Origin of the sequence: Marinomonas gallaica (assembly GCF_001639745.1) — a bacterium.
Taxonomy (GTDB): Bacteria; Pseudomonadota; Gammaproteobacteria; order Pseudomonadales; family Marinomonadaceae; genus Marinomonas; species Marinomonas gallaica.
The window spans coordinates 26,243-48,182 of sequence record NZ_LTAX01000005.1; the positions used below are offsets into that span (position 1 = coordinate 26,243).

Annotated in this window: 18 protein-coding genes and 4 tRNA genes; 9 read left to right on the plus strand and 13 right to left on the minus strand. The window is 47.2% G+C overall.

Going from position 1 to position 21,940, the window contains the following annotated elements:
* Positions 1–146 precede the first annotated feature (146 nt).
* The 8 genes from AYW76_RS06750 to AYW76_RS06785 all read right to left on the minus strand — a co-directional run bounded on the left by AYW76_RS06750 (position 147) and on the right by AYW76_RS06785 (position 7,143).
* Positions 147–1,709: a PH domain-containing protein gene (locus AYW76_RS06750; protein WP_067217546.1), complete on the minus strand. Its 1,563-nt coding sequence runs from the start codon at positions 1,707–1,709 to the stop codon at positions 147–149.
* 4 nt (positions 1,710–1,713) lie between these two features.
* On the minus strand, positions 1,714–2,247 hold the full coding sequence (locus tag AYW76_RS06755) for a PH domain-containing protein (protein ID WP_067217550.1): 534 nt from the start codon (positions 2,245–2,247) through the stop codon (positions 1,714–1,716).
* A 358-nt stretch (positions 2,248–2,605) separates the two neighbouring features.
* Positions 2,606–2,681: transfer RNA gene (locus AYW76_RS06760), tRNA-Val, on the minus strand.
* A gap of 45 nt (positions 2,682–2,726) precedes the next feature.
* Positions 2,727–2,803: transfer RNA gene (locus tag AYW76_RS06765), tRNA-Asp, on the minus strand.
* A gap of 266 nt (positions 2,804–3,069) precedes the next feature.
* Entirely contained in the window at positions 3,070–4,449 is a 1,380-nt protein-coding gene (locus tag AYW76_RS06770; RefSeq protein WP_067217553.1) for a short-chain fatty acid transporter, read from the minus strand.
* Between the two features lie 69 nt (positions 4,450–4,518).
* The gene (locus AYW76_RS06775) at positions 4,519–5,700 is read right to left on the minus strand and encodes an acetyl-CoA C-acetyltransferase (protein ID WP_067217556.1); all 1,182 of its coding nucleotides are present in this window, start codon (positions 5,698–5,700) and stop codon (positions 4,519–4,521) included.
* A gap of 45 nt (positions 5,701–5,745) precedes the next feature.
* Complete coding sequence (locus AYW76_RS06780) at positions 5,746–6,405, minus strand: 3-oxoacid CoA-transferase subunit B (RefSeq protein ID WP_067217559.1); 660 nt, start codon at positions 6,403–6,405, stop codon at positions 5,746–5,748.
* A gap of 39 nt (positions 6,406–6,444) precedes the next feature.
* Positions 6,445–7,143: a CoA transferase subunit A gene (locus AYW76_RS06785; protein WP_067217563.1), complete on the minus strand. Its 699-nt coding sequence runs from the start codon at positions 7,141–7,143 to the stop codon at positions 6,445–6,447.
* A 120-nt stretch (positions 7,144–7,263) separates the two neighbouring features.
* On the opposite strand from AYW76_RS06785, the gene AYW76_RS06790 reads away from it, so the two are divergent.
* The 6 genes from AYW76_RS06790 to AYW76_RS06815 all read left to right on the plus strand — a co-directional run bounded on the left by AYW76_RS06790 (position 7,264) and on the right by AYW76_RS06815 (position 13,763).
* Positions 7,264–8,184, plus strand: coding sequence for a LysR family transcriptional regulator (locus AYW76_RS06790; protein ID WP_067217565.1), 921 nt, complete (start codon positions 7,264–7,266; stop codon positions 8,182–8,184).
* The gene (locus tag AYW76_RS06795) at positions 8,181–9,599 is read left to right on the plus strand and encodes a sigma-54 interaction domain-containing protein (RefSeq protein WP_067217568.1); all 1,419 of its coding nucleotides are present in this window, start codon (positions 8,181–8,183) and stop codon (positions 9,597–9,599) included. Before AYW76_RS06790 ends, AYW76_RS06795 begins: the two co-directional genes overlap by 4 nt.
* A 275-nt stretch (positions 9,600–9,874) precedes the next feature.
* Positions 9,875–10,933: a TRAP transporter substrate-binding protein gene (locus AYW76_RS06800; RefSeq protein WP_067217570.1), complete on the plus strand. Its 1,059-nt coding sequence runs from the start codon at positions 9,875–9,877 to the stop codon at positions 10,931–10,933.
* Positions 10,934–11,007: 74 nt separating this feature from the next.
* Positions 11,008–11,601 (plus strand): TRAP transporter small permease subunit, encoded by a 594-nt coding sequence (locus tag AYW76_RS06805; RefSeq protein WP_067217573.1) that lies wholly within the window; start codon positions 11,008–11,010, stop codon positions 11,599–11,601.
* An 8-nt stretch (positions 11,602–11,609) separates the two neighbouring features.
* Positions 11,610–12,974 carry a TRAP transporter large permease gene (locus AYW76_RS06810; RefSeq protein ID WP_067217577.1) on the plus strand — a complete coding sequence of 455 codons (1,365 nt, stop codon included), beginning with the start codon at positions 11,610–11,612 and terminating at the stop codon, positions 12,972–12,974.
* A gap of 15 nt (positions 12,975–12,989) precedes the next feature.
* Complete coding sequence (locus AYW76_RS06815; RefSeq protein WP_067217580.1) at positions 12,990–13,763, plus strand: 3-hydroxybutyrate dehydrogenase; 774 nt, start codon at positions 12,990–12,992, stop codon at positions 13,761–13,763.
* A gap of 262 nt (positions 13,764–14,025) precedes the next feature.
* On the opposite strand, the gene AYW76_RS06820 is transcribed toward AYW76_RS06815, so the two are convergent.
* Positions 14,026–14,101, minus strand: a tRNA-Val gene (locus AYW76_RS06820).
* A gap of 45 nt (positions 14,102–14,146) precedes the next feature.
* Positions 14,147–14,223: transfer RNA gene (locus AYW76_RS06825), tRNA-Asp, on the minus strand.
* Positions 14,224–14,554: 331 nt separating this feature from the next.
* Between AYW76_RS06825 and AYW76_RS06830 the strand changes: the two genes are divergently transcribed.
* On the plus strand, positions 14,555–16,729 hold the full coding sequence (locus tag AYW76_RS06830; protein ID WP_067217584.1) for a TonB-dependent receptor: 2,175 nt from the start codon (positions 14,555–14,557) through the stop codon (positions 16,727–16,729).
* Between the two features lie 106 nt (positions 16,730–16,835).
* On the opposite strand, the gene AYW76_RS06835 is transcribed toward AYW76_RS06830, so the two are convergent.
* Positions 16,836–17,744: a LysR family transcriptional regulator gene (locus tag AYW76_RS06835; RefSeq protein ID WP_197467775.1), complete on the minus strand. Its 909-nt coding sequence runs from the start codon at positions 17,742–17,744 to the stop codon at positions 16,836–16,838.
* 122 nt (positions 17,745–17,866) lie between these two features.
* Here AYW76_RS06835 and AYW76_RS06840 point away from each other — a divergent pair, with 122 nt between their 5' ends.
* Positions 17,867–18,724, plus strand: a complete 858-nt coding sequence (locus tag AYW76_RS06840; protein WP_067217587.1) for a Vmh family MBL fold metallo-hydrolase — start codon at positions 17,867–17,869, stop codon at positions 18,722–18,724.
* A 57-nt stretch (positions 18,725–18,781) separates the two neighbouring features.
* Here the strand turns inward: AYW76_RS06840 and AYW76_RS06845 are convergent, their stop codons facing one another.
* On the minus strand, positions 18,782–19,795 hold the full coding sequence (locus AYW76_RS06845; RefSeq protein WP_067217590.1) for a phosphotransferase enzyme family protein: 1,014 nt from the start codon (positions 19,793–19,795) through the stop codon (positions 18,782–18,784).
* Position 19,796: 1 nt separating this feature from the next.
* Complete coding sequence (locus tag AYW76_RS06850) at positions 19,797–21,095, minus strand: aspartate aminotransferase family protein (RefSeq protein ID WP_067217592.1); 1,299 nt, start codon at positions 21,093–21,095, stop codon at positions 19,797–19,799.
* A 116-nt stretch (positions 21,096–21,211) separates the two neighbouring features.
* Between AYW76_RS06850 and AYW76_RS06855 the strand changes: the two genes are divergently transcribed.
* Positions 21,212–21,907, plus strand: a complete 696-nt coding sequence (locus AYW76_RS06855; protein WP_067217595.1) for a helix-turn-helix transcriptional regulator — start codon at positions 21,212–21,214, stop codon at positions 21,905–21,907.
* Positions 21,908–21,940 lie beyond the last annotated feature (33 nt).

The window sequence follows — 21,940 nt, forward strand, 5'->3', positions numbered from 1 at the left end:
TTGACGAGGGATATTAGGTATGACGTTTGAGGCATATAAAAAAGGTACTTCAATAATCACCTTCCTTATTTTTTACTATTTTAAACAACTAAATGACCCGTAGATGGTTAAAAAATCGTCGTCGTGAATACGACCCATCTACAACACTACATCCATGATTTTTTTAAGGATTCGGTTTTATACAGTGCTTGGTTCGCTATATCGTATGCGAGTGATTCATCGATATAAGGGACTACAATGGCACCACTGGCTAAGACAAATTTGACGGATGCTAGCTTGCGCTTTGTCATCAAGAGGCTTTGCTCAATGCTAACCTGTTGTAACTTATAAATCGGAAAACACACGTACCGCACCCCAAGGATGCCGCTACGTACGTAGTAATAGTGGTCATCTGCTGCAAACCCTAGGCGACGCCAATGACAGAAAAACAACAAGGCAATTATGATCAATACACTCACGCCAGCGAGCGCATAGCCAACGTCCAGGTACACCCATAAAGCAGTACTCGTCACAATGCTCAGCGGTAAGACAAACAGAGTCAGAAAATATAAAAAGTAATACGGGCTCGCGGAGCGATATTGCACCTTTGTAAACGGCTGAGCATCTGGCCATGTCTCGGCAATCAGCGCGTCTCGCTCATGGGCTTTTACAGAAGGAACGACTAGGCTGCTGACTGTCTCTATACTGCGACTATCAGAGCCACTGAGGTTTTGTTGAAACACAAGGTTCGTGCGCCCGATCAGTCTGTCCAACCAATCTTGTTTGCTCTCAATCATTTGAATACGGGAAAGCCGTACACTCACCTCTTGACGGGTAAACAGACCACAACGCCGAATATAACGATCGCTTAAACAGCTTAGTCGATAGTTATAAAATACGATGATCGAGCCAAGTATTGATAAGAGTGAAAGTGGGATCAGTAACAGCAAAAATAGCATCAAAGCTGCTGCACTGATCTGCCACCAAGACCCTGTTGCCTGAGCAATGACATCGTCGATATTAAGTCCTAGATCCGAAAGCAGTCCCTCCATCCATGACAGCAACACATCCTGTGCTGATAGCAAAGCACCTAGCAGTATCCAAAGACGGTTATTGGCGACGCCATGAATGACCAGATCTAATACACTGCGTGTGTTTAAAAGTTGTTCGTCTTGCTCTGCTCCTTGGTTAGCAGGCGATGGCGTAGTATTTACTATCGTTGCTTGTAAGTCCGGCTGATCGGCCTTTCTTGCCAACAGAATAGCTTCTCGAAGCGCATTCGCATCCTGTTGTGTCAGCGCATATATTTTCGCTTCTTCATCCTTGGAACCGGCACTGTCCAATGTCACCGCAACATGACCGGTGAAACGATAGATAAGCGGCTGCTCCAATTTTACATTTTGAATTCGCTCAAACGGAAGATTCAAGTAACGTTTTTTAAATAAGCCCACGCTTACTTCAAAGGTATCTTGGCTGATTCGATACTGATAATACCAATAGGATGCGAAGCATCGAGCACAAACCAGCACTATAAAACCTATCGCCCCAATCAGAAATTCATTTTCATGCCCCGATATATAACGGTGGCCAACCACACCTCCAGGAATAAGATAAATGAATGACTGCGAAAGCGACTTGATAACATCAAACAAGAAATAAACGATGGCAATGGGCGATAGGCGCTGCCAACTAGGTTGCAGTGTTAAGGTCGACGGTGAAGACGTTGTCATAGCATTAACCAGCGTTCAAATCTTTATGTTCTAAAATATAGGCACGCAGTTTTTCTGCTGTTACTTGCTCTAATCCCGGAATCGAAAATGTATGCGCAGCACCTCCGGCCGAGTAGACATGTAATTTTGCAAGACCAGCGAAGCGATCTATCGGCCCCTGTTTTATCTCCACATGTTGTATACGCAGCATTGGTTGGCAAATAACCTGCTTGCAGATGACGCCCTTTTTCAACGTTAGATCATGCTCTCGCAATGAATAGCGAATACGCACACATGCCAAGTACGCATAGATCAAATAACCTACACTCAATATTACGACCGCAGCAAAAACATAGAGATAAGCGCTTTGCAAAAATGTTGGCAAAGATAACCAAGGATTAAAACGCAAAGCGCTCAATACACCAAGCAACGGTATGACAAGCATCAGCGTCGCGGCAATATGGTAGGTTCTATAGGCTAGAGAAATAGGCTCGGTCGGCAGCGTTCTTAGATCCGGTAATGAGTGTGTCGTAATGGCGTTATTTGTGAACCCTTCCATGTCACTTTCCTTTAAATGAGACAAGGCGTGGCGTTATCCGTGCATCGGATAACACCACATATAGATAATGAGAATTAATTTCATTTTAATCTATAGCTACAACAAAAGGCAATGTGCAGAGGCGACCGTTTTTCGCTGCATTGAAGCCGCCAAAATTCTCGCGTTACCCGCTAACTGAGTGTTGCCCACTGCCTTAAGCGCTGTAACCAAGAATGATGCTGACAATAAAAAATAGAATTCATAAGGTATGACATCAATCGGTCAAAGTTAAAGCATATTAAAATTATTTAAAACTGGTTTGGATTGGCAAAAAAATTTTAGATGAGATTTGTATGAAGATTTTATATGGAAATAATCATGGTGGGTGTGGAGAGGTTCGAACTCCCGACATTCGCCTTGTAAGGGCGACGCTCTCCCAACTGAGCTACACACCCATCGCAATGATGGTAACGCTTGCATTCACTTTGGGGAAAAGTAAATGGCGGAATGGACGGGACTCGAACCCGCGACCCCCTGCGTGACAGGCAGGTATTCTAACCAACTGAACTACCACTCCTAACTCGGACTCAGCAACTTGGCTTCGTCATAAGATGGAGCGTATTATAGGCAATGTAATTCTGAAAGCAACCCCTAATTTTAAAAATAATGCTTTAATATACAGTAGGTTAAAAAGCGAACAGCGCTTAATATCTAACATCAAAATGCCCTCCTCTAGACGTCCCTAATTTCAACCGGTTTGGTGAGCAAGCCCTTTCTTTTAGCCCAAAAAAAACGCCCGATTACTCGGGCGCTTGGTTAACGAAGTAGAGCGGAGACACCTCGTTAGAAAATCATCAACCCAGCTCCAATGATCACACCAGACCCGAGCAATGCTAGGATACAATACCCCATCACATCTTTTGCCCCTAAACCGGCAATCGCGAGCGCTGGTAATGCCCAGAAAGGTTGTATCATATTGGTCCAAGCATCACCCCAGGCAATGGCCATGGCTGTTTTCGCAGCATCAACGCCTAGTTCAGCCCCAGCTGGCATCATCACAGGCGCCTGTACCGCCCACTGACCACCACCCGAAGGCACAAAGAAATTCACAATACCCGCGCTTAAGAAGGTAAACAGAGGGAACGTCGTTTCATTGGAGATGGCAACGAACCCTTGTGAAATCAAGCTTGCTAGACTGTCACCTGAGCTGCCTACTGCCGTCATCATACCCATGATGCCCGCATAAAATGGGAATTGAAGTAAAATGCCTGAACAGTTCTTGGCGCCATCAGTAACCGCATTCAACAGACTCTTTGGCGTCCCATGTAACAGTACTGCGGTAAATAAGAAGGTAAAGTTGACGATGTTTAGGTTCAGTGCAAAGCCATTGTTGGCAAAGTAATAAACCACGTAAACAAAGCCCATCAAACCAATCAGCAACGATAATAAACGGCTGCTTTCTAAGCGCTCGGCCGGGGTCATCTTGGCTTTGTCTGGGGCGGGGTTGTCCGATTCCTCGCCCACCAAATTACTGGTGTCAAACTCAATCGTATCTTGCGGTGCTGGATGCATTAATCGGTTCAATAACGGAATAGCGACCAGCATGACGGCAAGGATAGTTAAGTTCATCGGTGAAAAAATGGTCTCAGACGTTGCAATCGGTGCCGTAACCGCACCATTTGTGACAGCGCTGATATTGTTACCGCCAGCAATGGCCAACGGAATAGAGCCCGATAGCCCGGCATGCCAAAACAAGAAGCCACTGTAGGCCGAAGCAATCAGCAAACGATAATCGACGCCTCGTACTCGCGCGGCCAACTCACGGGCAAAGATAGCCCCAACCACTAAACCAAATCCCCAGTTTACCCAACAGGCTACAGCGCTGATAAAGGTAACGAGCAGAATCGCTTGTCCAGGCGTCGAAGCAATGCCTGCAATCACGGCCAACTTTCGCTTAAACGCTGGAGCACTCGCCATTGCATGCCCTGTCACCACCACCATCGCCATCTGCATAGAGAAGCTAAGTAATTTCCAGAAACCGCCTGCCCACGCTTCAACAACCTGTATGGGCCCCTGCCCTGTACTGGGCATCGCGATCACAAAGACTACCAACGTCAGCACAATTGCAAATATAAAAGGGTCCGGAAGGTAGCGTTGCAGCAACGTAACAAAGAACTGACTCGCGCGTTGCAGCGCGGTTTTTTGCGTCATTGAATTAGACATAGTGTTTACCATTTTATAGTTATTTTAGGCGGGACTTGTGGCCCCTTATTTGCTTTTTATAAGGCGATGTTAATGCGTTTGACTGAGCAACATCGCTACACCCATACCACCACCGATGCATAAAGTGGCCAACCCCTTTTCAACTTTCTGCTTCTGCATTTCATGCAGCAGAGACACCAACACACGACAACCGGAGGCGCCAATAGGATGACCCAAAGCAATGGCGCCGCCATTCACATTGACACGCTCAGGCACTAAGCCAAGCTCTTGCCCAACACAAAGCGCCTGCACTGCGAATGCTTCGTTTGCTTCGACCAATCCCAAGTCCTGTACAGACCAATCGACTTTATCTAACGCTTTTTGGCTGGCCGTGATGGGCCCTGTTCCCATGATTTGTGGGTCCACCCCCGAGGTTGCACTGGCTTCAATGGTGGCCAACACCGTCAGCCCTAATCGCTTTGCCTCGTCATCCGTGGTGACAACGACCATCGCAGCACCATCGTTTAACGTGGACGCATTACCTGCTGTCACCGAGCCGTCTTGGGTAAAAGCCGGTCGCAGCGCAGCCAGAGAACTGGCATTTGTCTGTGGGCGTATCTGTTCATCTTGGTCAACAATAATGTCGGGGCTCTTGCGCTGCGGAATTGCAACTGGAAGAATTTCGTCTTGGAAGCGACCCGATGCTTGCGCATTCGCCGCTTTCAGCTGTGATTGGGCCGCAAAAGTATCTTGTTGCTCTCGGCTGATATGCCATTGGTTGGCGATGTTTTCAGCTGTTTGGCCCATATGATAATCGTGAAATGCATCCCACAGACCATCAACAATCATGGTATCCAGCATACTCCAGTGCCCCATTTTTTTTCCAGAGCGACTGTTTGGTAACACATGTGCCGCTTGGCTCATGCTTTCTTGTCCGCCCGCCACAACCATCTTGGCGTCACCATTCAACACGGCTTGCGCCGCCAGTTGAACCGCTTTCAAACCGGAACCGCACACCATATTGACCGTCAAAGCAGAAACATGATTTGACAGACCAGCATTTAACGCCGTTTGTCTGGCAGGGTTTTGGCCGCAGCCTGCGGTCAGCACTTGCCCTAAAATCACATCATCAATATGCTGCGTCAGTTCAGGTTGCTTGGCCAGCATTCCTTGTAAGACTTGTGTGCCAATTTGCACGGCACTTAACGAGGAAAGTGCGCCATTAAAAGAACCAATTGCGCTTCGCCCAGCGGCGACAATCACAGCCTTCATTATGTCTCTCCATTTATTGTTGTTTTGACACTTATGTAAAGTGGTTTAGGCAAACGTCATCTCAGGTACGTGTTCAGGCACCACTAACTTGCCGGCGGTTTTCTCGACAATCTCTTCCACCGAAACACCCGGTGCGCGTTCCACCAATGTAAACTGACCCGCATCGATCTCAATCCACGCCAAGTCTGTTAGAACTTTCTTAATGCAGCCTTTACCGGTCAGCGGCAGGCTGCAATCGGCCAATAACTTTGACTCGCCATTTTTAGAGGCATGCGTCATGGTCACGATAATGTTGTCCGCACCGGCCACTAAATCCATGGCCCCGCCCATGCCTTTGACCAGCTTATTAGGAATCATCCACGAAGCAATGTTGCCATGAACATCTACTTCAAAGGCCCCCAAAACTGTCAAATCTACGTGCCCGCCACGTATCATGGCAAACGACTCTGCCGAGGAGAAGATAGACGCCCCCTTCACTGCCGTCACTGTTTGCTTACCGGCGTTAATCATGTCGGCGTCCAACGTCTCTTCTGTAGGGAACGCCCCCATGCCCAATAGGCCATTTTCAGATTGCAGCATCACCTCCATGCCTTGTGGCACAAAGTTCGCAACCAATGTTGGAATACCGATACCTAAATTTACGTAATAGCCATCACGCAGTTCTTGCGCGACGCGCTGTGCCATTTGTTCTCGTGTAAGAGCCATAGCGACCTCTTTTTATTGTATTAATGAATGGGGTAGGCGTTACGAACGAACCGTGACTTTTTCAATGCGCTTTTCAAATGTGCCCTGAATGACACGGTCTACATAGATGCCAGGGGTATGAATTTGCGACGGTTCCAACTCACCCACCTCTACAATCTCTTCCACTTCAACTACTGTAATTTTGCCCGCTGTCGCTGCAAGAGGATTAAAGTTTTGCGCCGTGTGACGGTACATTACATTGCCATAGCGGTCAGCTTTCCAACCTTTAACAATGGCAAAATCGCCCGTGATAGACTCTTCCAGCAAGAATTCTTTGCCGTCAAAAGTACGTGTTTCTTTGCCTTCAGCAACAGGCGTACCCACACCGGTGGCGGTGTAAAAAGCCGGAATACCCGCACCACCAGCACGCATCTTCTCTGCCAAGGTGCCTTGCGGCGTCAAATCCACCTCAAGTTCACCATTAAGAAGCTGCTTTTCAAAAAGGGCATTTTCACCCACGTAGGAAGCCACCATTTTTCGAATTTGCTTATCTTCAAGCAAAATGCCTAAACCAAATCCGTCTACACCGCAGTTGTTGGACACTACGGTTAAGCCTTTCGTTTGGCGACGCTTAATTTCGGCAATGAGGTTTTCGGGAATACCGCAAAGCCCAAAGCCCCCTGCTATAACGGTCATGCCGTCGTCTAACCCTGCCATTGCTTCGTCGTATGACAACACAACTTTGTCAAAACCCGCCATTACTCCACTCCTAATTATTATTTTGAGATTCATGCCGTATGGGATGTCTGATTCCAGAGTTTGACTTATCACTAAAGATTAATTAATTTTATTTTTCATATTTATTAATAAGTAAAACAAATGAATATAAAACAGGTTAAAGCCTTTTTGTCCGTAGCGGAGTCGATGAGCTTTGCGCAAGCCGCGCATCAGCTACATCTGTCACAGCCAGCTCTGAGCTTAGCGATCAAAAGTTTGGAGGAATCGTTAGGGGGAAAACTCCTGACTCGCACGACCCGCACCACAGCTTTAACCCCTGAGGGGGAAGCTTTGGTGCCCATCGCACGTCAGTTATTAGCTCAATGGCAAGACGCGGAAGATGAAATGAAACAGCGCTTTGCCTTGCAAATGGGCAAGATATCCATTGCCGCCATGCCGTCCTTTGCGGGCTCTCTGCTGCCTAAGGCCATACATGATTATCATCAGCACTTCCCTAACATTCAGATTTCAATTGACGACGTGCTCTCTGATGTAGTCGTTGAGCGAGTCAGCAATAACAGTGTTGAATTAGGGGTGACATTCGAACCCAACACATTGGAAGGGCTCACTTTTCATCCTTTATACAACGATAAATTTATAGCCATACTGTCCGCCAATCATCCCTTAACAGCTTTACCTAAGCTGACCTGGAGTGCGCTACTGAAACAGGATTTCATTACCCTGCAACGCCCGTCGAGTGTTCGAAGCATGATCGAAAAAAGTTTAATCGATGCCAACATTGACCTCCCTGTTGCCTTTGATGCGCACCAACTGACGACGGTCGTTAGAATGGTGAGTGAAGGCATGGGCGTGGCGGTGGTGCCAGCCACCTGTCGACAGCAGATCCGCGAACAAAATGTCGTCGAGCGAGTGATTGACCAACCCACGATCGAACGCCGAGTGGGGGTCATATGCAAGCCACGCTCAATGCTGTCCATCGCTGCCGCTGCCATGCTGGACACATTGATTAATACTTATGCAACAGCCCCCGATAACCTTCCACAAGGTGACGCACTTCAATGACACAGACACCGACACAAAAACTTCGCCAAGCGGCGCAAACCTATCGCACGATTTTAGATGCCCTCGAAGAATGGGTGGTGGTCGTGGATCATAATGCGAGAATTTTTTACCTCAACCGCCCTTATGCGCGTTTTCTCGGAGTCAATGCCGAAGAAGTAAAAGGCAAAAAAGTCACTGAGGTGATTGAGAATACGCGCATGCATCTCACGATTAAAAATGGTGTAACGGAACGCTTGTCGATGCAACGTATTCGAGGCAGCAATATGATTGCAAACCGTTTCCCTATCACCGACCAAGGAAAGGTCATCGGCGCAGTCGGCACCGTGATATTTCACGACACCTACGAATGGAAGCGCATCAACAGTCATATCAAAGCGCTGTTAGCAGAGCATGAGTTCACTAACCAAACGGCACCGGTCGTCGCCAAGCAACCCTCTGCCCAGTATCGCTTGGCCGACATTGTGGGTGACAGCAAAGCGATTAAAAACCTGAATCAAACCATTACCCAAGTGGCATCGGGTGATGTCACCGTGTTGTTACGTGGAGAATCCGGCACCGGCAAAGAGCTTTACGCACACGCTATTCATCAACTTTCGGACCGAGGCGATGGACCTTTTATCAAAGTGAACTGTGCGGCCATTCCTGAAAATTTACTCGAAAGTGAGCTATTTGGCTATGAAGAAGGGGCCTTCACGGGCGCCAAAAAAGGCGGCAAAGCCGGCAAGTTTCAATTGGCAAATGGTGGCACCCTATTTTTAGATGAAATAGGTGACCTTCCCCTTTCAATGCAAGCCAAACTGCTACGTGTTTTGCAGGATCGAGAAGTAGAGGCCGTTGGCAGCACCTCAACCACCCCCTTAGACATACGCTTAATCACAGCAACGCATCGTCCTCTAGAGTCTTTAATTAAAAGCGGGGATTTTCGTGAAGACTTGTACTATCGTATCAATGTCGTCAATGTTTCATTACCGCCCTTAAGGGAACGACCTGAAGATATCTCTAAATTGGCTGAACATTTTCTGCAAACGTTATCACGCCGCACTGGCCGCCGAGCACCCAAGCTAACCGCCCAAGCAATGACCGCCCTGTTGGATTACGATTGGCCGGGCAATATCCGCGAGCTCGAAAACGTGATGGAGGCCGCCTTTTTCACCGCGACAGACCGGAAGATTCCCTTATCGCTACTGCCTACCGCCCTGTCTCAGCAAGCTGACAGCGACGTAAACAGCGTTTTGACAAACACGCCTCACGTCAGTGCCACCGGCACGCTCAAAGAACAACTTGATTTGGCGGAAAAAGCCGCTTTAAAACAATCGCTTACTCAGCACTACGGCAACAAAACCCAAGCGGCGAAAAGTCTAGGTGTGAGCAAATCTACCTTCTATGAGAAGTTGAACAAGCATGGATTGCTCTAAAATGTACTTTTTCGTCCGAAAAATCAGATCATGTCCGAATATTCGGACATATTATCGAGATTTTAATAAGTAGGCCGCCGACAAACCGTCCGATAATCTGGAAAAAAAGTATAATCCCACATACAAAAAAGCACAAAATTCTAATAAGATATTGTTTTATATAGATATTATTTTTTTGGCATTTATCTTGTAATACATATCTCTGCAACATGATTGCGACCCCAGTCACACCCAGTGACCGGCGAGTCTAAAACAACAATAAATAGGATCACATCATGAAGAATGCTGTTATTGCACTATCCTGCGCGACTGCTCTGTGTGCATCGGCTCCTACCTTTGCCGATTTCGACAAAATTCGCTGGCAGGTCCCGATGGCATTTTCGTCTACGCTAACGGCGTTAGGCGATACCATGCCAGAAGTATCTAAAATGCTGAACGATGTCAGTGGTGGCCGCGTCAAACTGCAAGTTTTTGAGCCAAATACCGTTATACCAGCGCTGGGCGTTTTCGAGAATGTCAGCACAGGCAACATTGATGCGGGATATTCTTGGATGGGCTACGAGTGGGGTCAAGTCCCTGCGGCGGCACTGTTCGGCGCCACACCTTTCGGTTTAGAGTCAAGTGAATTCACCGCCTGGATGTATTTCCATGGGGGCGATGAAATGCTTAAAGCCTTGTTCAAACCGCACAATGTATACCCCATTTTATGTGGCACCATCAGCCCTGAAGCTGCGGGTTGGTACCGTAAAGAAGTCAACACACCAGAAGACATGAAAGGCTTGAAATTCCGCGCGGCAGGCGTAGGTGGAGAGATCATGTCTGAATTGGGCATGTCAGTCACTGTGTTACCTGGCGGTGAATTATACCAAGCACTGGAAACGGGCGTATTAGACGGCACTGAATTCTCTATTCCGACCGTGGATCAGCAACTTGGGTTCTTTCAGGTCGCGAAGCACTACTACCTTCCAGGTTGGCATCAACCGAGTACCAACCAGTTCCTCTACATCAATCTTGACAGTTGGAATGACTTAAACCAGCAAACACAAGCTTTGATTGAGAACAGCTGTGTGGCGGCTAACACCTTGTCTATTGCCAAAGCCGAAGCCTTGCAAGGCGCAGTACTGTCTGACTTTGAAGACAAAGGCGTTGAACTGCACCAATATTCGCCAGAGATATTGATGGCATTTGAAGAAGCAACGCAAAAAGTCATGGCACGCCGCTCTGCTGACGACAAGTCTTTCGGCGACATTTACGCGTCTATGAAAGCCTTCCAAAAAGAACACGGTTCTTGGAAGAAATTCGGCTACCTACCACGCGACTGGGGTCATAACTAAGCTTCACTGCTTACGTTTTCACAGGCCGACGTTCAGTCGGCCTTGTTTGCCAATTTCTGATTTGGAATGTTTGTATGTCAGACCGTGACAACTCACTTGATCTTGCTGAGATCGAAGCAAAATTATCGGACACGACGTGGTTAGCGCTGCCTCAGACGGCCCTGTCGAAACGAATCGAAACCCTTATTGAAGTCATTGGGCGCAACATTTCCTTTGTTTGGATTGTGTTGATGGTGCTTATCGTTGCCAACGCTTTAATGCGCTATTTCTTTAGCGTCAATTTTATCGCATTAGAAGAACTTCAATGGCACCTATACGCTGTGGGGTTCATGATCGGGCTGTCTTATTGTTTGATCCACGATGGCCATGTACGTGTGGACGCTGTGGTTGAGCATCGTTCCTTACGCACCCGAGCTTGGATAGAGCTGATTGGCTTGTCGGTATTATTACTGCCATTTTGCTTGATTGTTCTTGAGTACGCTCTGCCCTTTGTGACCCGCGCTTATCAACTCAATGAAGTCTCGGCCTCTCCTGGTGGCTTACCTATGCGCTGGCTGATTAAGTCCACCATTATCGTGGCGTTTGTCTTGTTAAGCTTAACCGCCTTTTCTCGATGGTTGCGTTGCCTAGCGCTTGTACGCCAGCCCTCCGCTAACAATGTTGTTTAGGAATTAGCATGTTTGAGACGTATGAATTTTTAGTCATTGCCATGCTTGGCAGTTTCATTGCTCTAATTTTCACGGGATTCCCCGTTGCTTGGATACTGGCCGGCCTGGCTGTGATCTTCAGCTGTGTGGGGATTTTAGGGTACGAATACTTAGATTGGGACACGTACTATATGACCAACTGGCGTATATACGGCACCTTTGTACAACGTATCTACGCACAAATGAGTAATTGGGTACTGGTTGCCCTGCCCATGTTTATCTTTATGGGGCTGATGCTTGAGCGGTCTGGCGTTGCCGAGCGTCTGATGTTGAACTTTGTGCGCCTATTTGGCCGTTTTCGTGGTGGCTTGGGCGTCTCTGTTATCTTGATCGGTATTCTTTTTGCGGCGTCCACGGGTATTGTTGGCGCATCTGTCGTGTTGCTTGCCATGCTGTCCATGCCTGTTATGTTGCAGCAAAATTATTCAAAATCGTTTGCAAGCGGTATCGTCGCGTCATCCGGCACACTGGGGATTTTAATCCCGCCAAGTATTATGCTTATCATCATGGCAGATCAGTTATCTCTGTCAGTAGGTAACCTGTTTATGGGCGCGCTAATGCCCGGATTAATGCTTGGTATTCTTTACATCGTGTATGTGATTGCGAGCGCTTTTCTCAACCCTAAGTCCTGTGAGCTGCCGACAGATTTACCCCCTGTGACGTTTGCCTTAATCAAAGAGACTTTATTTGCCGTCATTCCACCATTGGGCTTAATTCTAGCGGTTTTAGGCTCCATATTTATGGGCATCGTGTCGCCAACCGAGGCGGCTGGGGTGGGCGCATTAGGGGCCACATTGTTGGCCATTATGAATAAACGCTTTAGCTTCGCTATGCTGGCCGATGTGTGTCGTCGCACCACCATCACCACGGCATTTGTGTTCGGTATCTTCTTAGGCGCTACCGCTTTTGCGGTTGTCTTGCGCACATTAGGGGGGGATGAGTTCATCAGCGAGATGCTACAAAGCATTCCTTTATCGCCAGCTGGGATCGTAGTGGTGATTTTGTTAATTACATTTGTCGCGGGCTTCTTCCTGGATTGGCTGGAAATTAGCCTTATCCTATTGCCGCTTGTTGGACCGGTTGTCGTCGAGCTTGGCTTCAGTTTGGTATGGTTTGTGGTGCTGTTTGCTTTGGCCTTACAAACCTCCTTCTTAACCCCTCCAGTTGGGTTTTCATTGTTTTATTTGAAGGGTGTTGCACCCCCAAATGTCACCACATTGGACATTTATAAAGGCGTCATTCCGTTTATCTTGATTCAGTTATTTGCCGTGAGTCTGGTGTTCTATTTCCCTGACATCGTACTTTGGCTCCCAGATACCCTCTATGGCAATTAGACAACGAGTAACCACATGAAACATAAAACAGTATTAATCACCGGTGCCGCCAGCGGCATTGGTCTTGAGATTGGCATGGCTTTTTTGAAACAAGGGATGAATGTTGCCATCATCGATTTTAATGAGACGTCCCTCAAGGAAGCAGAGCACCAGTTGTTGCCGTATTCAGCACAGTGCCAATTACTCCAATGTGACGTCACCCATGAAGCCAACTTTCTGGCGGCCATCGATCAAGTGATTGAGCACTTTGGTAAAGTCGATGTTTTAATAAACAATGCTGGCTTGCAGCATGTTGCACCCATTGAAGGCTTTTCAACCAAACGATACCGTCAATTAATCGACATCATGCTGGTGGCTCCGTTTGTGGCCATTAAAAAAGTACTGCCAAGCATGAAAGAGCAAAAGTTTGGGCGCATTATTAATATGGCCTCTATTAACGGGCTGGTGGGGTTTTCGGGTAAAGCCGGCTATAACTCCGCCAAACACGGGGTCATTGGCTTAACCAAAGTGGCAGCGTTAGAGGCCGCCCCATTTGGGGTCACGGTTAACGCTTTATGTCCAGGCTATGTCGACACGCCGCTGGTTCGCAATCAATTAAAGGATCTGGCTGAGACTCGAGGCGTTGCCCTAGACGATGTGTTAGAGCAAGTCATCTGGCCGCTCGTGCCGCAAAGACGCTTGCTTGAGGTTGAAGAAATATCTGACTACTGCTTGTATCTTACCAGCCCATCAGCCAAGGGCATTACAGGGCAAGCCGTTGTCATAGACGGCGGTTATACCGCTCAATAGAAACGCTGCGCTGATAACAGCCCCTTTGCTATATGATCGCCCAATATAACAAACAGGGGCTGTGATTTTTAAGTCGCTTACAGCCTTCCTGATGCTCGGTACTCTGAGATGACTGCCCCACTACGGGCCATGCATAAACTTATAAGAATAGACTTAATACGTTGACTGATATGCCTTGAGCTGAGCTTAGGTGCTCAAATGTGGGTGCAAAAAGTGCTTACAGGAAAAAACAGGGAATTCAAAATACGAAAAGGATCTATCATGGTGGGTGTGGAGAGGTTCGAACTCCCGACATTCGCCTTGTAAGGGCGACGCTCTCCCAACTGAGCTACACACCCATCGCAATGATGGTAACGCTTGCATTCACTTTGGGGAAAAGTAAATGGCGGAATGGACGGGACTCGAACCCGCGACCCCCTGCGTGACAGGCAGGTATTCTAACCAACTGAACTACCACTCCTAACTTTGGCGAAGCACTTGGTCTGCGCCATAAGATGGAGCGTATTATAGGTGAAGTTTTTGTGAAAGCAATACCTAATTTCAAAATAATGTCATACGTAACAGTAGGTTAAAAAGCGAACAACATTTATACGTTCAAGTAGTAGCCCAAAGTATCTTACAGCCCCTTCCCCTAGACGGTGTATATCATTGATTCGTCACTGCACTGGCTCATCATTAAATGACGTGACAAAACCACACAAATAATATCAATTATCATTTGTCTTTGACGTTTCATTTACATAGAATGCGTTCACTTTCTTTACAAACTCTTTCTTAGACGCGGTTACACTATGTTCAAAAAGAAATACCCTCTTCTTATTCTTGCTATTAGCTCGGCCAACATTACCTTGATGCATGCAGCCCATGCCGAAGAAGCAGCACCCGGTGTGCTGCCTACGCTTGTCATCGAAGGCATGGAAGAAGAAGATCCGTCTCGAAGCTATATTGACTATAAACAAGCTAATGTCACACGTAACGGCTTGGACAAAAATGAAATCCCACAAACCATAGACACCATTGATGTCCAAAAATACAAATTGTATGGCTCCAATGACCTAAGCGTTATGCTGCAAGGGACGCCGGGGATTTCGACGTCTTACGATATGCGTGGCGATGGCATTATGCTGCGTGGTTTCGATGCCAACAATGGTGATATCTATCGTGACGGTGTTCGTGAAAGTGGCCAAGTACGTCGTAGTACGTCCAACGTTGAGCGAATTGAAGTCCTTAAAGGGCCTGCTTCGGTATTGTATGGCCGCAGTGGCGGTGGCGGTGTGATTAACATGGTCTCCAAATACGCTAACTTTGAGTCGACCAGTTCCGTTGGCGCTTACATTGGATCCGATGCTAATCGTGGCGTTACGGTCGATGTAAATGAAATCGTGTCTGATAATTGGGCCGTTCGCTTAACGGGCGAGCACGGTGAAAGCGGCAGTTTTCGAGACGGCATTGAGACTGACATAGACATGTTGTCACCCAGCGTGACGTACGATAATGGCCAAGATCTAAAGTGGACAGCCCAGTATACGTACGACAAGCTAGACCGTATCCCGGATCGTGGCCCTTCTTACGATGTTTTGCCAGCAGGCACCCCATTGACTCAAAGTTTTGCCCAAGATGGGGACTTTGTAGAAGATGAGCTGCAAGTCTTCCGGTCTGACTTAACTTACGATGTAAACGACATGTGGCAAGTTAAGTGGGCAGCCAGTTACCGTGAAGCGTATCAAAACTTTGATCATTTTTACTCGGGAACTTACTGTGAGTCAGAAGACACCAGTGTTCGTCGCGGCGGTAGCTGTAGCGGCCATGTTGGCGACATCAGTCAGGTTTATTACTGGCAGGAAACGGGCAATAACACGCTAAGTAATAATGTCAGCTTACTTGGTGACTTTATGACCGGCACATTACGTCACCGCATGGTCGTCGGACTCGACATGTCGCTTGAAGGGCGCGAACCCAAGCTTGCGAATACTAACCAAGATGGCTCCAGCATTTATGGCTACGTTAACCCTCTGACAGGAGAAAAACAAAGTACCCGCGGTACAGGTGACCTACTTATAAATACCCACAATTACTATGACTCGATGAATGTCGGCCTTTTTGCTCAAGACCTGATCAGCTTAACGTCTAATCTGGATGTCATGATCGGCGCACGCTTTGATAAGTATGAAAGCACTGCGCAGAATAAATTGCTCGACGCTAACGATGAAGACTATGAACGTAGTATCGATGATACCACCTTCAGCCCAAACATTGGTATCGTATGGCGCCCCGCATCTCAGCACGCGGTGTATACGTCATACAGCCGAAGCTTTGCACCGTTTGGCGGCCGCGTTAGCGTGAACAGTGTTCGCTCCAGTCAAGATCTAGATTTCTTCAACGCCGATCCACAGTACAACGACCAATATGAAGTGGGTGTTAAAAGTGACTGGTTAAACCAACGTCTGATGACACAACTGTCGGTTTTCGATATCGAAAAAAGCAACATCCGTTACCGCCCTGATCCAGACAACGACCCTTACCGCTGGGCGATCCAAGGTGAGCAAGAATCGCAAGGGATTGAGCTGAGCTTTATCGGTCGCATTGCTGAGGATATGTATGTGCGTGGTGGCTATGGATACAACAAAGCGACTGTAAAAGAAGACAAAACGAGCCCTGAAAATGAAGGCAAAACGTTATCTGGCGTACCTCGTCATACAGGCAACCTGTTCTTAAGGTACTTACCGACTGAAAGCTCTTACACGGAAATCGGTGTGACGCACGTTGGCGATACATGGACCAACTCAGATAACACCAATAAACTAGAGGGTTTCAATCGCGTCGATGCGGCGGTTGGCTACAATATTGGCGCTTGGCGCACCTCATTGGCCATCACAAACCTATTAGACAAAGAATACTGGCGTTCTAGCTCTATGCCGGGCACACCGCGCAGCGTCCTTGCTCGCGTCAGCTATAAATTTGACTGATTAAAAACAGCGCCTTGTCTCTCTAGCGGACAAGGCGCTTTCTCTTGTTACTGTGTGTTTCTTTGGATAGGTTACTCTCCAACCAACGCATAGCGTGACTCCAGCACTAAGATTCTGGCTGCCAGTTCAATGACCGCCCCACTCGCTCAGATAGAAAATCCATAAACGCCCGTTGAAGCGGCGTTATTTGTTTACGCGTTGCATAAACCGCGTAGACCCCCAAAGCCTCCGCCTTCCACTCACTGAGTAGCGGAATCAATGCGCCAGTATCTACATAACGTTTAACCGTTGGAAACGGCTGCAGACTGATGCCACCACCACGTAACGTAGCAGACAGCAATACCTCAGATACGTTAGCACTGATGTTCCCCTTGATCGAGACAGATTCAGGACCGTTAGGGCCATCAAATTCCCATGCGCTGCGTCCAAAATAATTGTATGAAAGACAGTTATGCTGCGCTAACGCTTGGACATCTTTCGGCGTACCGTGAACGGCTAAATATTCCGGCGAGGCACAAATCACAGAACGACACTCCCCCAACCGCTTTGCGACGACATTCGGCGCTAAATCATTGGTAATTCGAATCGCTAAATCAATACGGGATTCAATTAGGTTTAGCGGTTCACTGGTCGATAAGATATCAATGGACGTTTTCGGCCACTGCTTCACAAAATCATTCACAACATCGATCAACAAACTGTCGACCAACGTGTAGCTTGATGTGACTCGAAGCTTTCCTTCTAAGTCCAACGCATTCTTTTGTTTAATGCCTTCTAAACTTTGCGCCATGTTTAACACACCAAGGGCTGCATTAAACGTTTCTTCACCCACCCCAGTAAGGCTGAGGTTTCTTGTAGTACGATGCAACAAGCGTGCGTCCATCCACGTTTCCAATTCACTCAGATAACGCGATACCTTTGCACGCGACATGTCTAAATGGCTCGCCGCCGCACTGAGGCTGCCATGCTCGACAATGGTGACAAATACATTGAGTGCGGTGAGTCGGTCCATCATTCTATTCGCTCGAAAACTGAAACAGAGAAAGCCAGATTAGCCAGTATTTCATCGAAAAACAATCCAATATACTCACTCCATACTCAGTAAGCCTTTAACCCAACTGTTTGGAGAACATCACTATGACTAAGCTATCAACCCTATCTTTACTAAGTGCCGCGATCATCGCAGGCACGGCACACGCTGCAGATTTGCAACTGACGACTTACAACGCTGGCCCTGACGCCATCTTCCCAGTTACATCGGTATTAGTAACCGGTGAAAAAGATGCCATTTTGTTCGACGCGCAATTCAGCGTCAGCGACGGCCAAGAACTGGTAAAACTGATCAAAGCGTCCAACAAACACCTTCGTGCGATTTACATCAGCGGCGGAGATCCAGATTTCTACTTCGGTCTAGAGCCCATCTTGGCGCAGTTCCCAGATGTGGAAGTGATCGCAAGTGAAAGCGTTGTTGAGCACATCAATGATACGAAAGACGCCAAACTTGATTATTGGGGCCCGATTCTAGGGGACAATTCGCCATCTAAAATCTTCACACCAACGGTCATGAATGAGAATTCACTGACTCTGGAAGGCCAAACAATTGAGTTGAAAAAACTTGGCACACATCAGGCCTACGCTTGGATTCCATCAACGAAGACCGTTTTTGGCGGTGTTTCTGTGTCGTCTGGCATGCATGTTTGGACCGCCGATACACAAACCAAAGAAGCACGCGCGCAATGGCAAGCATCGCTTGAAAACATGAAGCAGCTCCAGCCAAAAACCGTTGTACCAGGTCATTACCTCGGTGATATGCCAAAAGGCGAACAAGCTATCGACTTTACATTGAACTACCTAAAGTCGTTCGAGAAAGCATTGCAGCAAAACGATACCTCTGAGGCCGTTATAAACGCACTAACCACAGAGTATCCAGAACTGCCTGGCCTTGACGATTTAGCATTAAGTGCAAAAGTTAACACTGGCGAAATGGCTTGGTAAACCATATCTAATCCATGAAGAAGCGATAGAGCAGCGGCCCTATCGCTGTTTTATGGCTTAATTTTGGTAGTGTTTAGCCCACTTTAATAAACGATGTGATTGACGAACCGCTCGCTCAATGAGATCGCCAGATAATTCTTTAGCGGTCTCGGTTTCTTGTCGGCTACGAATCCAACCTAAATAAGTAAATCCGCGCAACGCTAAAAATAAATCTAGTAGCTCTAGTTGATCATCAGACAAATCACGCTTAGATCGATAGCCTTCAATGATGGCCTCTTTGATCAGATCGTAATGTGGCTCAGTCTGCATAAAGTACAGCGCCGTTGCGATCTCAAACATATGCCAACCAAAACCCGCATCATCGAAATCAATCGGTCGAATTTTATCGCCTTCAATCATAATGTTATGCGGGTCAAAGTCGGCATGGATCAAACTGTAATTGTCTGAGTTTTTAGGTACGCTCTGCAGGATCTCAGCGGCTTTGGCTCGCGCTTCAACTAGCAAAACTTGTTGTTCAGGTGTCAACAGTTCAAGCTCCCAAAAACGTCCCCAAAAAGGCTGTTCACCAACCAACCCCTCTAAATCCCAAGCATGACGTTTGAAACCTTCTGGTAATGTCCAGCTGGAAGACTGATTGTGTAACTGAGCCGCGATTTCACCAATTGTGTAGTACATAGAGCGGTTTTCTTCCGCCGTCACAACAACACCTTCATCCGCCCCCAAGGAAGTGCCGTTGACCCAACCGAATAGGTCTACATAAACGTCTTCACCGGTTTCTGGAATGACTACTTTGGTCATCAACTCGCCTGCTTTTGTCTCGATAACAGTCGGCGTTTCTATGCCAAAATCAGACAGCGCACTCATCCACTGTAACTCAGACAACAATGCTGCAAAGTCATGGTAGCCTGGGCGGTGAATGCGTAATGCAAAATGCTCTCCGTCTGGACTTGTCAATTTGTAAACGGCATTTTCACGGAACTTAATTAAATCCAGTGTGGAACCTTCTAAGTCCCACTGCGACATTGATGTCTCGGCCGCCGCCGTTAGTTGTGCTAAACGTGGATCAATCATCTTAAATTTCCTCTGAAAAAGCAGTAAATGCGTTGTCTAACGCGCTCAGTAAGATATCTGCATGTTCTGGTTTAAATGGCATAGGCGGACGGATTTTTAAAACGGAGTCCCATGGCCCAATCGTACTGATCAGAACGCCTTGGTTACGCATGTGATTAACAATTTGCTTAGCTTGCTTCGTCGCTGGCTCTTTTGTTTTAGGGTCGAGTACTAACTCAACGCCAAAGAACATACCTAGGCTGCGTACGTCACCGATCATGGAAAACTTCTGCTGTAGCGCGATTAAACCCTGCGTCACATACTGGCTTGTGGTTACCGCATTTTGTGGCAGTTGTTCTTGCTCCAGCACGTCTAACACAGCATTACCGACCGCACAGGCAACCGGAGTACCACCAAAGGTATTGAAATACATTGCATGTTTCGTAAACGCATTGACATGATCGAGATTGGCCACTAAACCTGCCAACGGGAAACCGTTGCCCATGGGTTTGCCCATGGTGACAATATCCGGCACTACGTCGTACCATTGATGAGCCCACATATGCTCACCTGTACGACCAAAGCCCGCTTGCACTTCGTCATAAATCACCAGACCACCGGCATCACGCACTAACTGCGCCGCCTCCTCCATAAAGCCATCTGGAATATTCAACAGGCCTTCGTTGGCAAAGTCAGGACAAATCAACATACCAGCAAAGCCGATGCCATCGGCTTCAAAACCTTCAATCGCTGTTTCGATGTGCTTCAGATAAGCCGCTTTCAATTGATCAACAGGGACACCAGGCAAGCCACGGTACGTATCGGGAATTGGAAAAGAGCGTACGCGTTTGGTCGTTTTTGCTTCTGGCATAAAACCCGTACCGAGTTCACCTACCGCTTCTGTATTACCATGATAAGCCGCGTCTGATACGATAATGCCTTGCCTACCGGTGATGAAACGCGCCATACGTAGCGCCAATTCATTGGCTTCACTGCCAGAACAGGTCAACATGGCTGCATTCAGGCTGTCCGCAAACGTAGCGGTCAAACGCTCGATGTAATTGACAATGTTCTCGTGTAAATAGCGTGTGTGAATATTCAGTGTGCTGGCTTGTTCAGTGATCGCGCTGACGATTTTAGGATGACAGTGGCCGACATGTGGTACGTTGTTGTAGCAGTCTAAAAATCGATTGTCTTGTGTGTCGTATAACCAGACACCTTCACCGCGAGCAAGATGGATAGGACGCTCATAAAATAATGGGGAGTATTTACCAATCGTGTTGTAACGTCGCTCAAGCAGCGACTGTGTTTGACTTTCCATTGTAGCACCTACAAAAAACCGTAAAATAGAAGGTTCATGTTAGGTGTCTAGCATTCATAAGAGTATCAACCAGATGGTTGATACCTTAAATCAGAACAAATGTAGGTAGCCGTAGTTTGCAGACCAACCAATTTCCATCACTATTTCAAGCCAAAAGCCTTGAACTGATTGGCAACCTCATCGAAGTCAGTGGTTCGGCGTTTTTCTTAGTACAGCCAGACATGCAGCATCAAGGTGCCTACATTTATAATGCCCCTTCTGATATTGAAAAATCCTACACTTCGACCTACTTTGCTTTAGATCCACTCAATCCTATCCACTTCAAACACACGGACATAAAAGTCGCCACATTGGATTCACAACAGCCGCAACAGGAGCTTCTGCAAAGCCGCTATTACCTTGAATTCATGCAACAATATCAGCACCGTTATGTGGCTGACATTTTCTTTCGCAACGCTCGTAATGAAATCATCGCTGTCATTAGTTTATTAAGAGTCAAAGCGATGGGGGACTTTACCGCGCAGGAAATACAGCTGTTGCGCTCTGTACATGACTTTTTGGAATACAGTCTAAATACCGTGTATTTGCCTAAGCGAGAGACGGAGCGTAATAATTTACAAGAGCGCTATGGCCTAACTGACCGAGAATTGGACGTACTTGAGATGCTGATTTCAGGCGCCAGTAATAAAGAAATCGCTCGTCGCATTGACATGGGTATCGCCACGCTTAAAACGCATTTAAACCATATTTATCGCAAGACCTCCGTTCAATCACGTACGGAGTTAACCGCCCGAGTGCTGTCAGAAATCTAACGGTAAGCTTTTCTATTTACGCCTCTCCCCTAA